Source organism: Methanocorpusculum labreanum Z, assembly GCF_000015765.1.
Lineage (GTDB): Archaea > Halobacteriota > Methanomicrobia > Methanomicrobiales > Methanocorpusculaceae > Methanocorpusculum > Methanocorpusculum labreanum.
In genome coordinates this window covers 276,166-289,384 of sequence record NC_008942.1, presented here as the reverse complement: position 1 = coordinate 289,384, position 13,219 = coordinate 276,166, and the positions used below count along the sequence as shown (strand labels likewise).

The window sequence follows — 13,219 nt, the reverse complement described above, 5'->3', positions numbered from 1 at the left end:
CTGAGGCTGCCCCTACGGGTCAGCCCGCCCTCGACTTGCTCGTCCCTTCATCGGGAGCGTTCGGGCAAATCCTGTCGCCGCCCCGGCGGCTCCTGTGAGGGAAATATGCATCGAGCAGTCCTAAAAATGGTAAAATGTTTCTTTTTACTCCCGACTCAAAATGAGACGGAGAAAGAAAATAATCATGAGGAGGCGCTGGGGCGCCGACAGGATTTGCCCGAACGCTCCCGATGAGGGATGAGCAATACAGCGAAGCTGGATTGCGAAAGTGAGGATAAGCAAATCCGATTCTGGGAGCAAGCCAAAGGCTTGCGGGATTCGCGCCGATTCGCGGTTAGTTTTTTCTCTTGTGTCCACATGAATGCCGTACACGAAAACGAAGCACATCTCATAATTACATCAGTTTTTTTTCATGTTCCCACAAACGGATTAATTTTCCGGTACAAATAGTCTGTTTTAATACTGAAAACGTATAAAAATGGAGGATATTATTTTGTTAATCTACGTTACACCATATTTCATTGATTATTTTTTTCAGGAGTGGTAAAGACCCAATAATATAAAGAACATCCCCAAGAATCATAAAACCAATACCCCCAAGAATCAATATATTAAAATGAGCTAATACACCGATCAAACAAATAACCCCTCCAATAATAATGATTGTTAAACCTAACTGCCATAAATTAGGTAATTTGTTAAAACTAACACACATTTCGGAGGATCGATTAATATTTTGTCCAATAAGAAAAAGGAAGCATACACAGATGACATAAATAAGGACATAGTCCACATGACCTGTGAAACTATAGTAAATCACCAAAGGGATAAATGCAATTGTTAGAGCTATATAAAAGCAGTGGAGTTTAGCGGCACGCCCTGAAAATGGTATCTTGAGCAAAATAGATGGAATGTAACAATATAAGATACCCAAGAAAAATGCAATCACACTCGCACAGATAAGAAATATCGTTGTGCCCCAAGCCTCCATTGAATCAGAAAAGCAGGCAGAAAACATTGAAGGAACGCCAATAAACACCATAATCGTGGACAGGACAATTACGAGAAAATTCCAGTTGGTTTCTTTGACGGCAGGGGAGGATGTTTCTTCACGTCTCACTTTCTTTCTATCTCGGGAAATAACCATGAAAGTGACTGATCTTTCTACTTACATAAATCTATCCGGGATACAATAATTCAATCCCGAAGAAAAAAAAGATTTTTGCCTGATTTCTCCTGAAAAAATCAGATCCCTTTCTTATGCAGATAGTATGAATAGAGGATCGGTGCCGCGATCATCGAGATGATCACCCCGAAAAAGACAGCAGCCCAGATGTAAGCAAACCCGTAATACATGAAGAATGCGGCCACAATCAGTACAAACCCGCCGATCATCCAGAGATACCCCGCAAACCGGTGGGTCCGCCGCCAGTTCTCCTCGCTTTCAAGCGTCCAGGGAATCCTGACACCTACAACCGGATTCTGCTTCGTCTTCGGCGAATAATTCCCGATGACGACGAACACAACACCCACCAGCACCGGGGCAATGATCTGGATTGGGATATCCGCACCGAGAGCCTTAAAGAGCATAATCGGAACGATCACAATCGAGATTATCGCAACAAGCCAGCGGCAGAACTTCACCAGCATGCTTTGATTTTCCCCGCCGTATTTTCTGGTAGAAACGTTACAGATGATGTTTATCAGACAGAGAAAGATCGGCAGACCAAACACAACGAGAGCTTTCGGCGCCCAGTTATCCGGATTGCCGGCAAAGTCGAAATGGACCGCAATCATATCCGGCAATCGGTCATACAGCACGACACCCAGCATGATTGGCAGAAGACAGATCACCGAGGTGATTATCAGGGTTTTATCAATTTTCATTTTGTACCTCTTTGAACTGGGAAATCCAACACATAAGCTCCTCGAACACCGAAAGATTCAGCTCGTAATACACGAAGTTCTTGTACTTCGTCTCCGTCACAAGATCCGCTTTTTTGAGCTGGGACAGATGATACGAAATCGTCGCTCCGGTCATGTCGAAGTGTCCGGCGATATCTCCGGCAGACATCTTCCCCTCTTTCAGAATCGTGAGGATCTCGCGCCTGACCGGATCGGATAATGCCTTGAATGTCTCGGGAAATCCCATATTACTCATACTCTGTTGTCTGCGAAACTATTTAGATGTATTTCTAAATTGATGGATTTCGAAATAGCTTGGGGTAAGAGAATGTATGCAGTGTTGAGGTGGATTCAATTCGGAAAAGGTATGGCGGGGTGTGGAAACATGAGATTAAAATACCGCGAATAAACACGAATCGCATTTTCCTTACGTTCGGGTGCTCTGCTCCGGCTGATCGCCTACGCAGAATCGCACCCTCTCTTGAAAAATGCTGGGGAAAAACCCGCCAGCGGGTTTTTCTGTTGTTTCATTCTTTTTCGATTACATCAAATGAGAAGTTTACGGAGAGAAAAACCGGCACGCCGGTTTTTCCAATAGCATTTGTCCAAGAGCCAAAGGCTCTTGAGACGTCTCACGAGCTTTCAGCTCGTGGACTTTTCCAGACGGCGTGCGATTCTGCGTAGGCGAAGCCCAACCAGGCATAGCCTGTTTGAGGCGGCACGCAAATCTTCGATTTGCACGCATCAGCCGGAGCAGAGCACGACGGCGCAAGAAAAAATGCGATTCGCGTTAATTCGCGGAGATTCGCGGTTCTTTTTCTTATTCATTCACACCCAGCCTTAACCTTCCTGAATTGGATTTACACTAACCCCGCGTAAGATTAACATCCCCTCCTACCAATAGATAAGCTAGGTAAACCACATGGGTGAACTTGCAACATTACCCAACATCGGCAAAGACACCGAAGAAAAACTCAACAAAGTCGGGATCACCACAGCTGAACAGCTGCGTGAACTCGGCAGCAAAAAAGCCTGGCTGATGATCAGATCGATCGACGAGACCGCATGTCTTCACCGGTTATACGGACTCGAAGGAGCGGTGTTAGGCGTAAAAAAATCGGCTCTCCCTCCCGAGACGAAAAAAGAACTGAAAGAGTTTTTCTCTTCCTTCTCCTAAAAACGCTAGTTCTCTTCTTTTTTGAATTTAGAATACTTGCCGCCGATGATAATTATGATAATACCGACAAAGATCCCGGCGAGCATCAGGATAAAGTTGTAACCCGATAAGAGAATTGCTGATGCGATAATAACGACTACACCGAGAAGGACGACGGCAGTTGATAAAACCGCCCCGTCTTTGGTAAGATACTCGAAAAATGACGTCATACACATAAAATACACAACCCTCAGGTTTAAAGGTAATGGACACTCAAAAACCATTACGGGAACAGTTAATCTTCATGCATGCCAACATATAGGCATAGGAACGTCCGGGTAAAGGAAAGGGATACTGATATGGTTTACAGGATATTTGTTGAGAAAAAACCCGCACTGGCAAACGAAGCACGCTCACTCCAGAATGAACTGCAGAGTCTGCTCGGCATTAAGGAACTGACATCGGTCAGAATAATCAACCGGTACGATGTCGAAAATATAGAAAAACCGCTGTTCGATTACGCAAAGTCGACGGTCTTCTCCGAACCCCAGCTGGATATAACATACGACGGGCTGGAGCCGGCCAAGGACGAAACCATGTTTGCCGTCGAGTATCTGCCGGGTCAGTTCGACCAGAGGGCAGACAGCGCTGCACAGTGTATCCAGCTGATTTCCCAAGGAGAAAGGCCGCTCGTAAACACCGCCAGGGTGTATATTCTCAAAGGAAAAATCACCAAAGAACAGCTGCTTGCGATCAAAAAATATGTGATCAACCCGGTCGAGAGCAGAGAAGCTTCGCTTGAAAAACCGGCGACCCTTTCCGTATCCTACCATATCCCGACAACCGTGGAAACACTTACCGGATTCACCAAACTGGATGAAAAAGGTCTTGCCGGCCTCATCCGCGAACTGGGGCTCGCGATGGATGAAGACGATATCAGATTCAGCCAGCAGTATTTTATTCAGGAAAACCGTGACCCGACGATCACCGAGATCAGGATGATTGACACCTACTGGTCGGATCACTGCCGCCACACGACGTTTTTAACGACGATCGACGAGGTCAGAACAGAAAGCCCGCTTCTGCAGAAAGCATTCGACGAGTATCTCGCGGTCAGAAAAGCCGTCGGCCGGGACAAACCGGTCAATCTGATGGATATCGCAACGATCGCCGTGAGATATCTGAAACAGGCGGGAAAACTCGACAAGCTGGACGAGTCTCCCGAGATCAATGCCTGCACGGTAAAGATCACGGTGAACGTGGACGGGCAGGACGAAGACTGGCTTTTACTGTTCAAAAACGAGACCCACAATCACCCGACCGAGATCGAACCGTTCGGCGGAGCGGCGACCTGTCTTGGAGGGGCGATCCGCGATCCCCTTTCGGGCCGGGCCTATGTGTATTCGGCGATGCGGCTGACGGGAGCCGGAGATCCCCTGACTCCCGTGAGCGAGACGCTGCTTGGAAAACTTCCGCAGCGAAAGATCGTCTCGACGGCGGCGGCGGGCTACAGTTCGTACGGAAACCAGATAGGGCTTGCCACCGGAATCGTCGATGAACTCTATCATCCGGGCTACGTGGCAAAACGGATGGAAGTCGGCGCCGTTATCGGGGCGGTCCCAAAGGATAATGTCCGGCGCGAGGTGCCAAAAGACGGGGATGTCGTAATTCTTTTAGGCGGACGGACCGGAAGAGACGGATGCGGCGGGGCAGCCGGATCCTCGAAGTCCCATACGGTGGCTTCGCTTACAAGTTGCGGAGCGGAAGTCCAGAAGGGAAATGCTCCGGAAGAACGAAAGATCCAGCGGCTGTTTAGAAACAAGGAAGCTTCCCGTCTTATCAAACGCTGCAACGATTTCGGAGCCGGCGGGGTTTCGGTCGCGATCGGAGAGCTTGCCGAAGGGCTGGAGATCGATCTGAACGCGGTCCCAAAGAAGTATGAAGGTCTTGACGGAACGGAACTTGCGATCAGCGAATCGCAGGAAAGAATGGCAGTCGTCGTGGACAAAAACGATGCGGAAACGTTCCGCTCCCTCGCTCACGCGGAAAATCTCGAAGCAACAGTCGTTGCAAAAGTCACGGAAAATCCGCGCTTGATCATGAACTGGAACGGGAAAAAGATCGTCGATATTTCCCGTGCATTTCTGGATACAAACGGCACGGAAAAACACATCGAGATCGAACTCGCGGACCCCCAGCCGTTTGCAAAAGAGGTCGGCGAAGGGTTTGCCGAAAATTATGAAAAGCTTGCCGGCGACCTAAACAGCTGTTCGAGAAAGGGACTTTCCGAACGGTTCGATTCGACGGTCGGCGCCGGAACGGTCCTTATGCCGTTTGGCGGGAAATATCAGCTGACCCCGATCCAGGCGATGGTGAACAAGATCGCGGTGGAAAAAAGCGATACCGATGACTGCTCGCTGATGGCATGGGGATTCAATCCGATGATCTCTGAAAAGAGCCCGTATCACGGAGCATACCTCGCGGTTGTCGAAAGCGTCTCGAAGCTGATCGCAACCGGAGCTGAGTTTTCGGACGTGTATCTTTCGTTCCAGGAGTACTTCGAGAAGCCGGGCAAGGATCCGAAACGCTGGGGAAAGCCGATGAGCGCTCTCCTAGGGGCATTTGCGGCCCAGATGGGGCTTGGAGTCGGAGCGATCGGAGGGAAGGATTCGATGAGCGGTTCCTTTGAGAAACTAGATGTCCCCCCGACACTGATTTCGTTCGCCGTGACCACGGAGAAGATCAGAAACATCGTCACAAACGAGTTCAAGAGCCCGGGCCACAAGGTCGTTCTGCTGAAAGCGGAGTCTGATGAAAACGGTCTTCCAAAGGCGGAGTCGCTGACCGCAAATTATCGTCTGGTAACGATGCTTATGAGAGAAGGAAAAGTTCTCTCCTGTTATACCCCTTCCCTTGGGGGCATCGCCGAGGCCGTATTAAAAATGGCATTCGGGAACATGATCGGATTCACCTACGACAGCAGCATTGATCCAAAGGATATCTTCGGATACAACTACGGAGCGTTTGTTCTTGAACTGAGCGGTGACGCGGAGGTCGGGGTTCCGTTAGGCGTAACGACGCCGGACGCTTTCATCCGGTATGCAGGTGTAAAACTCCCGCTGGAAACGCTGCTGAACATCTACGAAGCAAAACTCGAATCGGTGTATCCGTGCAATATCCCGCAGGGGTCCGGCAGGATCAAAAAGATCAAGTGCGAGACACGCAGTGTCCTCAAACCGCGTGAGAGGACTGCCCATCCGCGTGTCCTGATCCCGGTTTTCCCGGGAACGAACTGCGAGTACGAAAGCGCCAAGGCCGTCGCAAAATCAGGCGCGATCCCTGAAATCCTCGTGATCAACAACCAGACGGCAAAGGACACGGCCGAGTCGGTCGACCGGGCGGCGGACGCGATCTCAAAGTCCCAGGCAATCTTCATTCCGGGCGGTTTTTCCGGCGGGGACGAACCCGACGGATCTGGCAAGTTCATCACGGCATTCTTCCGCAATGCGAAGATCAAGGACGCCGTACATGATCTGTTAAAGAACCGGGACGGGCTGATTCTTGGAATCTGCAACGGATTCCAGGCCCTGATCAAGTTAGGGCTCGTTCCCTATGGAGAGATCGTCGACGTCGATGCGGATTCGCCGACGCTGACGTTCAATACGATCGGCAGACACCAGTCAAAGATCGTCCGGGTCCGGGTCTCGTCCGTGAAATCCCCCTGGTTCTCCAAGGTACATGTCGGAGACGTGTTCGCCGTGCCTATTTCGCATGGTGAAGGACGATTCCTCGCAAACGACGATGTGCTGAAGCAGCTGATCGAAAACGGCCAGGTGGCGACGCAGTATGTCGATCTGACCAACCATCCGACCTCGGATATCCGTTACAATCCGAATGATTCGATGCTGGCGATCGAAGGGATCACTTCGCCCGACGGACGCGTGCTCGGTAAAATGGGGCATGCCGAACGTATCGGAGACGGACTCTACAAGAATTATGACGACGTGTTCGATATGAAACTCTTCGAGTCGCTGGTCGAGTACTTCAGACCATAATCACTTTTTTTACATGAAATACCCGTGATCCCGAAATAAATACAGTAGTATTAAGTGAATATCTCGTGTATAAGAATACTAATGAGTAAAAGCGGGCTGATCGTCGAAGGAGGGGGGATGAAGTGTGCATACAGTGCAGGCATCCTCGACCGGTTTTTGGATGACGGAATTACTTTCGACGAATGCATTGGTGTGTCGGCCGGGTCCGGCAATCTTGCATCCTATCTCGCAAACCAGCGGGAGAGAAACCTGCATTTCTATACGATATACCAGAATCACCCCGAGTATCTTGGAATGAAGAACTATCTGAAGCACGGTTCATACTTCAATCTGCAGTACATCTACGGCACGATCACCAACTCGACCGGCATCGATCCGGTGGATTATCAGGCACTGACGGCAAATCCCGCGGAGTATTATCTGACGGCGACCAACGCAAAAACCGGCGAAGCCGAATACTTATCCAAAGAGGACATGAAAAAGGATGATTTTCGCGCCATCATGGCGAGCTGCGCGATCCCGGTAGTGTGCAAACCAATCGAACTGAACGGTAAATTATATTTCGACGGCGGGGTTTCCGATTCGATTCCGGTGCAGAAGGCACTCGACGACGGCTGCGATAAACTGGTGGTGATTCTGGAAAACCCGCGAAGTTTCCACCGTCAGCCCCAGAAATATAAACCGTTCTATCATCTTATTTTGCGAAACTATCCGGAGATCGTCAAGAAAATCGACAGACGGCATCTCGAGTATCACAAGGTGATAGCCTATGTCAAAAAACTGGAGGAGGAGGGACGTGCATTCGTCTTTGCTCCGTCCCATGCTGGCAAGGTGAAAACAACGACCAAAGACTCAGAGGATATCCACGAGCAGTATGATCTCGGCATCGCCGATTATGACGCGAGACAGGATGAGCTGAAGGCGTTTCTAAGGGTATGATGATTGAGACAGACAGACTGATCCTTCGTCAGATCGTTGATTCGGATGCTGAAGATATTTTTGCCTATTCACGGGGGCCGAACACCGGTCGGGATGCCGGGTGGAAGCCGCACGAGACCCTGGAAGAGACACGGGCGATCATGCAGGCGATTTATCTTGGGCAGGAGAGTGTTTTCGGGATCGTTCTGAAAGAGACCGGCGTGATGATCGGCAGCATCGGTCTGATCGATGATCCCCTGCGGGAGAATGATTCGGTCAGGATGATCGGGTATGCCCTCGGCGAAGAGTTCTGGGGAAAAGGATTCATGACCGAAGCGGCGAAAGTCGTTGTCGCTTTCGGGTTCGAAACGATGGATCTGGATCTGATTTCAGCTACGTGCTATCCCGAAAACGGGCGTTCCCGGCGTGTCCTCGAAAAACTCGGGTTCCGGTATGAAGGCACACTTGCCCGGACGGAGAGGCGGTATGACGGGCTGGTGATGGATAAGGACTGTTTTTCCCTATCGAAAGAGACATATTTCGAAAATAGGTTCTAATCTAAAAAATGAGGAGCCGTGTCCTCAGGCTGCATCGGGATTACGTCTGACGTGCAGATATCCGACAACGTACACGACGCCAATACACAGCGAAACGAGACCGAATATCAGGAACATGTGTCCGTAACTTGCCGCGAGAAGCAGGATCGGTACGGCGGCAAAGGAAGAGACGAACTGACCAAGGTTTAGAGACATCCCATATCCTCCCATCACTTTTCCCATGACAGCGGGCGGCGTGATAAGGCCGAGCCAGCCAAGGACCGTCGGCATCAACAGACCGTTTCCTATTCCAACAATCATCACCGCGGTGATAAGCGTCTCAAGAGAGACGGAAATGCCAAACAGACAGTACCCAAGGCCAAGCAGGATAAAGGAGAGCGCAAGCGTCATCACCCGGTGGACTTTGCCGGCGATCCTCCAGTAGAAGACCCCAATGAGAGCCGAGAAACACCCCATCACGCCAAGGAGAATGCCGGACAGGATCGCCGAATCGCCGGAGATCTCAGAGACAAGATACGGGAATTTCGTCGGCATCAGGAAGAACAATATCATTCCGATAAACAGTGTTCCATAGATCAGGGCGATCGAGGTAACCGGCACTTTGGTTTTCGGCGCATTCCGGTTGACCTCCGTCTGTTGTTTGACCGGTTCCTTCATGGTGATCAGGGTACCGATCAGAATGAAAAGACCAAGTCCGTAGATAAGAAATGACATTCTCCACGAGATTCCGGCAAGCAGTCCCCCGCTCGTATCCAGAATCAGGACGCCGATTCCCATAGCAGCCGCCTGATAGCCGAGAACACGTACCCGGCAGGGGCCGTTGTAGTAATCGGTGATCAGGGATGTCGTCGAACTGATTATACCGGCGATACCGATACCTAAGATGAAACGTCCGACAAGGATCGCCGGAAGCGTCGTCAGGAAGAATCCGGAAACTCCGGCTAACGTGAATATGACAAGTGATATTGCAAGGACGGGGATTCTCCCGAGTCTGTCGACAACTGCGCCGATAATAAATCCGGTACAGGCGATCGCAAGAGCTGGAAGTGAGATAATGAGGGCTATTGTTGCCTCGGAGGCCTCGGGAAAGGCACTACTAATTTCCGGCAAAGCCGGAGCCACAGCAGCTCCCCCCATTAATATCATCATTGAGGAGAGGAGTAAAAATACCAGTGTCCACCGTGTTGGGCGGAATGTTCTGTTCTGCATTTTACAATATAGATTTGGTCGTAATAAAAGACTGCTCCAGAAATAACGGCGGCGACTATGGGGCCGTATATATATGTCAGGGCAGTGTACTGGGCAAAACGCGCATACAAAAAAAGATATTTTCCAGATGAGATTTTATTTTGTCGAAATAGGCTGTGCGCGAGTTTATTTTTTACCTGATACCAGACATTGTGCTACCTCCTTTGGCACTACTTTGTCTGTTGTTTGGCCGTGATATATCCGGGCCGAAGGAGTTTGGGGTTTTAGAGAATAACCGAAATGTATGTGGAAATTCTCCGGCACTCCCAAATTCACTCGCAGATCAGCTGTTCGCGTCTGAGTGATTTTATTTTGCGTGATGGTTTTAATCCAAGACGAAGCAGGACGAAACCTATCGCAACAAGCATAACCACACATCCAAGATTAAGCCACTGTATCTGACGGATAACGAACCATGCATAGATAACCAGAGCAAGATTAAATCCGGCAATAATGAACTCGAGCCAGACAAAAGTAAACCAGAGATTTTTCACCGTCGAGAGGCGTTTTATCTTTGAGTCGATGTCGGTGTAGAGTTCAAACGGACCGCTGGCCGCCTCTTTTCGTAAGTAAACCCATCTGAATACGGAAGAAACACAGACAACACCCGTGTCTTCCAGGAATCGGAGGTATGCAACGCTTTCCGGCGACTTCGGAAGATTTTCCAGAAGTTCGATTCTATAGATGTACTTTCCAGGCTCGGTCTCTTCGAAGGTATATTTCCCAAAGAAAAAACTGTACAAGGACAGGCCTTTTGCCGCCATCTCATTCAGCCACTTCTCCTCTTTTTCATAATCGGAGATCCATCGCCACACTGAATGCTTCATGTTTGTACTCCGGTAATTTTTTTGCCGTTTGCAAGAAGTTCTTCGAGTCTCAGTATTTCATATTTCACTGCTTTTTTTCCGGATTCGGTTATCTGATACTCTTTTTTTCTCGAATCCGATTCGCCGGCGGAGACGATCCAGCCTTTTTCAAGCAGCGTATTGATCGCTCCGTACAACGTGCCGGGACCAAGATTGACCCGTTCGCCGCTGAGTACCTTCACATTCTGCATGATCCCGTAACCGTGCATCGGTTCGTAGAGAGAAAGCAGGATATAGTACGCTGCTTCGGTGAGGGGAGATTTTTCCAACGTAAGTGTCATGATTTGTTCCGTCTGACGATGCATCGTTTAGCGATATATCACTTGACGATATATTGTAGTATCGTTATCCGATATAATACTTATTCAAAAAAAGAGGAGGGCCTTCCGGCAACCTTCAATTAAGGTTTACCAGCGGGAAAACCCGCCGCCGCCCATCATACCAGATGAGGTCGTACCGTACGATCCGGCAGTCTCATTCAGGGTGATAGATTCGACGATTGAGCCGATCGCAAGCGTATAGGTCGAACCGATCGCCAAATCAGGCATACTGATGATCACGGAGTTGAACGAGATCGACGGCGTATAGGTGAGAAGGACGTTCCCTGATGCGTCGGTAAGAGAGATCGTGGTTCCGGACGCGGCACTTGTATCGAAGTTATACATGAGAGAGGGCTGTCCTGATGAAGAAGCGAATCCTTCCGCCATGGATGAACTTCCAACTGCCAATACCGTTCCGCCGTTTACGACACAGGTTCCACCCGAATCGGTGCCTGCATCAATTGCGCTGTTTCCGTTATTGTTTGCCTCGACATAGAGCGTGCCTCCGTTGATTGTGAGATCGCCGTTCGAATCAACGCCGTCGCCTGAGGTAGAGAACACGGAAATTACTCCACCGTTGATCGTAAGGGTCGGCAGATCACTGCTTCCCGTAACGGTTGAAGTGAAGGTATCCGTATCAAATCCGCCGCCGCCCATCATCATAAATCCGCTTCCGTCAGACCCTCCGCCGGCATTCATACCGTCATCGGTCGAGGTTATGTCGATCTGCCCTCCGTTGATGGTAATGTTGGATCCTTCCAGACCTTCGTAGCTTTGGGTGACGGTAATGGATCCGGCATCTATTACGAGATCATCATCTGCATGCATGCCGTCATCACCCGAAGCGATGGAGAATGTGCCGCCCGATATCGTGATATCGCCGTTCGAGTGGATACCATCATCTTCGCAGTCGAGGGTTATTGTACCGCCGGATATGAGAACCTGCTCGTCGGCCTTCAGACCTTTGGCGCTCACACTGTCGTCAGTGGTCGTAGTTGTCCCGCTGTCCGGAGCGAAACCCTGACCGCCGCCAGTCTTGGCAGTCATATTTCCGTCGAAGCTCGGGCGGGTCATATTCAGATCGCTCGTCATATTGATGTCCGACGAAACAGGCATCGTGGTCATATCAGGAACACTGCCCGTAAATCCGGAATTTCCAGAGATAACAGTCCCGCTTCCTTCACCTGTTGTGATATCAATATCACCACCGGCGATCCGGAGAACGGTTACGGCTTCGATACCATCGCCCGTTGAGGTGATAGTAATACTGCCTCCGTCGATCGAAACGAATCCCTTTTCATCATCATCCGTCTGGTCAGACTGGATACCCTCATCACCGGCAGTTATGGTAATTGTCCCGTCATAAATCTTCACAGACTTCTTTCCGTGGAGACCATCGCCGACCGCGGTCAATACATAGGTGCCGCTGGTGATCGCGAGATCCTCCTGAGAAGCGATCGCATGGAGATAGTTGCCGGTCACGATAAGTGTTCCCTGACCGTTGAGCGTGAGATCGCTTCGTGCATATATCGTAGCTTTGGCTTCCTTGGCGTCGATCGTCGAGGTATATTCACTGCCGTCTTCGAGAGTGTTTACACTGCCTTCGGCCAGGGTGATGAAGACTTTGTCGGCCTGTGCCACGTAAATCGCCGGGTTGTCCGAACAGGAAATCGTAACACCGTCAAGAACGAGCTGAACCTTGTCACTCTCGCCGGCATATATCACGATCTGACCATCCGAAAGACTGCCGCTTACGATGTATGTGCCTTCATCGGTGATGGTGATCACATCATCATAGACCGAGGCCCCGGATCCTTGAACAGTGCTCGCCCCGTCGGCAAGATAGAGAATCGTCGCTGACGTTTCATCGTAGGAGGGATCGAGATCCCGGTCCGTGTAGGTGATATCGATGGTGAGACCGTCATCGGAGACACTGGTCGTTTCCGTAAAGCCAAGAACACCTGGAGCAAACATGATTAAACAGGTAAATCCAATGCCGAGAGCCAGAAGAACGAACGTAACGACGGTGATCCGCTTTTCAGACGAGTCCATTCATCTCACCTCACCATTCGGCGTGCTTTTTTGATCCGGGTTCGCTCTGGAAACAGAGCCCCCAGTCTGGTATTTTGTGCATCCATTGGATGCCTGAGGAGAGGTGATTGTCATATTTTCCTTCCGTAAATCTTGAGAGTAA

12 protein-coding genes are annotated in these 13,219 nt (G+C 50.0%); 4 read left to right on the top strand and 8 right to left on the bottom strand.

Annotation, left to right across the window (positions count from 1 at the left end):
• Positions 1 to 496: 496 nt before the first annotated feature.
• From MLAB_RS01575 to MLAB_RS01565, 3 genes are all read right to left on the bottom strand, one after another.
• Complete coding sequence (locus tag MLAB_RS01575) at positions 497 to 1,147, bottom strand: hypothetical protein (protein WP_048061955.1); 651 nt, start codon at positions 1,145 to 1,147, stop codon at positions 497 to 499.
• A gap of 98 nt (positions 1,148 to 1,245) precedes the next feature.
• Positions 1,246 to 1,887, bottom strand: a complete 642-nt coding sequence (locus tag MLAB_RS01570) for an SdpI family protein (protein WP_011832681.1) — start codon at positions 1,885 to 1,887, stop codon at positions 1,246 to 1,248.
• On the bottom strand, positions 1,877 to 2,161 hold the full coding sequence (locus MLAB_RS01565) for an autorepressor SdpR family transcription factor (protein ID WP_011832680.1): 285 nt from the start codon (positions 2,159 to 2,161) through the stop codon (positions 1,877 to 1,879). Before MLAB_RS01565 ends, MLAB_RS01570 begins: the two co-directional genes overlap by 11 nt.
• 666 nt (positions 2,162 to 2,827) lie before the next feature.
• Between MLAB_RS01565 and MLAB_RS01560 the strand changes: the two genes are divergently transcribed.
• A complete protein-coding gene (locus tag MLAB_RS01560; protein ID WP_011832679.1) occupies positions 2,828 to 3,082 on the top strand; it encodes a TfoX/Sxy family protein in 255 nt (84 codons plus the stop codon).
• Positions 3,083 to 3,087: 5 nt separating this feature from the next.
• Here MLAB_RS01560 and MLAB_RS01555 read toward each other — a convergent pair whose 3' ends face one another.
• Positions 3,088 to 3,291, bottom strand: coding sequence for a hypothetical protein (locus MLAB_RS01555; protein ID WP_143702756.1), 204 nt, complete (start codon positions 3,289 to 3,291; stop codon positions 3,088 to 3,090).
• A gap of 129 nt (positions 3,292 to 3,420) precedes the next feature.
• Here MLAB_RS01555 and MLAB_RS01550 point away from each other — a divergent pair, with 129 nt between their 5' ends.
• The 3 genes from MLAB_RS01550 to MLAB_RS01540 all read left to right on the top strand — a co-directional run bounded on the left by MLAB_RS01550 (position 3,421) and on the right by MLAB_RS01540 (position 8,591).
• Positions 3,421 to 7,116, top strand: a complete 3,696-nt coding sequence (locus tag MLAB_RS01550) for a phosphoribosylformylglycinamidine synthase (protein WP_011832677.1) — start codon at positions 3,421 to 3,423, stop codon at positions 7,114 to 7,116.
• A gap of 81 nt (positions 7,117 to 7,197) precedes the next feature.
• Positions 7,198 to 8,055 carry a patatin-like phospholipase family protein gene (locus MLAB_RS01545; protein ID WP_011832676.1) on the top strand — a complete coding sequence of 286 codons (858 nt, stop codon included), beginning with the start codon at positions 7,198 to 7,200 and terminating at the stop codon, positions 8,053 to 8,055.
• Complete coding sequence (locus tag MLAB_RS01540) at positions 8,052 to 8,591, top strand: GNAT family N-acetyltransferase (protein ID WP_143702755.1); 540 nt, start codon at positions 8,052 to 8,054, stop codon at positions 8,589 to 8,591. The genes MLAB_RS01545 and MLAB_RS01540 overlap by 4 nt, the downstream gene beginning before the upstream one ends.
• Before the next feature lie 24 nt (positions 8,592 to 8,615).
• Here the strand turns inward: MLAB_RS01540 and MLAB_RS01535 are convergent, their stop codons facing one another.
• From MLAB_RS01535 to MLAB_RS01520, 4 genes are all read right to left on the bottom strand, one after another.
• Positions 8,616 to 9,800 (bottom strand): MFS transporter, encoded by a 1,185-nt coding sequence (locus tag MLAB_RS01535; protein WP_048061953.1) that lies wholly within the window; start codon positions 9,798 to 9,800, stop codon positions 8,616 to 8,618.
• Positions 9,801 to 10,111: 311 nt separating this feature from the next.
• Positions 10,112 to 10,666: a DUF2812 domain-containing protein gene (locus MLAB_RS01530; protein WP_011832673.1), complete on the bottom strand. Its 555-nt coding sequence runs from the start codon at positions 10,664 to 10,666 to the stop codon at positions 10,112 to 10,114.
• Positions 10,663 to 10,986: a PadR family transcriptional regulator gene (locus MLAB_RS01525; RefSeq protein WP_048062170.1), complete on the bottom strand. Its 324-nt coding sequence runs from the start codon at positions 10,984 to 10,986 to the stop codon at positions 10,663 to 10,665. The genes MLAB_RS01530 and MLAB_RS01525 overlap by 4 nt, the downstream gene beginning before the upstream one ends.
• 126 nt (positions 10,987 to 11,112) lie before the next feature.
• Positions 11,113 to 13,077 carry a carbohydrate-binding domain-containing protein gene (locus MLAB_RS01520; protein WP_011832671.1) on the bottom strand — a complete coding sequence of 655 codons (1,965 nt, stop codon included), beginning with the start codon at positions 13,075 to 13,077 and terminating at the stop codon, positions 11,113 to 11,115.
• Positions 13,078 to 13,219 lie beyond the last annotated feature (142 nt).

Coding starts and splice junctions, on each gene's coding strand:
- MLAB_RS01575 (WP_048061955.1), bottom strand. CDS start 1,147: ATGGTTATTTCCCGAGATAGAAAGAAAGTGAGACGTGAAGAAACATCC.
- MLAB_RS01570 (WP_011832681.1), bottom strand. CDS start 1,887: ATGAAAATTGATAAAACCCTGATAATCACCTCGGTGATCTGTCTTCTG.
- MLAB_RS01565 (WP_011832680.1), bottom strand. CDS start 2,161: ATGAGTAATATGGGATTTCCCGAGACATTCAAGGCATTATCCGATCCG.
- MLAB_RS01560 (WP_011832679.1), top strand. CDS start 2,828: ATGGGTGAACTTGCAACATTACCCAACATCGGCAAAGACACCGAAGAA.
- MLAB_RS01555 (WP_143702756.1), bottom strand. CDS start 3,291: ATGACGTCATTTTTCGAGTATCTTACCAAAGACGGGGCGGTTTTATCA.
- MLAB_RS01550 (WP_011832677.1), top strand. CDS start 3,421: ATGGTTTACAGGATATTTGTTGAGAAAAAACCCGCACTGGCAAACGAA.
- MLAB_RS01545 (WP_011832676.1), top strand. CDS start 7,198: ATGAGTAAAAGCGGGCTGATCGTCGAAGGAGGGGGGATGAAGTGTGCA.
- MLAB_RS01540 (WP_143702755.1), top strand. CDS start 8,052: ATGATGATTGAGACAGACAGACTGATCCTTCGTCAGATCGTTGATTCG.
- MLAB_RS01535 (WP_048061953.1), bottom strand. CDS start 9,800: ATGCAGAACAGAACATTCCGCCCAACACGGTGGACACTGGTATTTTTA.
- MLAB_RS01530 (WP_011832673.1), bottom strand. CDS start 10,666: ATGAAGCATTCAGTGTGGCGATGGATCTCCGATTATGAAAAAGAGGAG.
- MLAB_RS01525 (WP_048062170.1), bottom strand. CDS start 10,986: ATGACACTTACGTTGGAAAAATCTCCCCTCACCGAAGCAGCGTACTAT.
- MLAB_RS01520 (WP_011832671.1), bottom strand. CDS start 13,077: ATGGACTCGTCTGAAAAGCGGATCACCGTCGTTACGTTCGTTCTTCTG.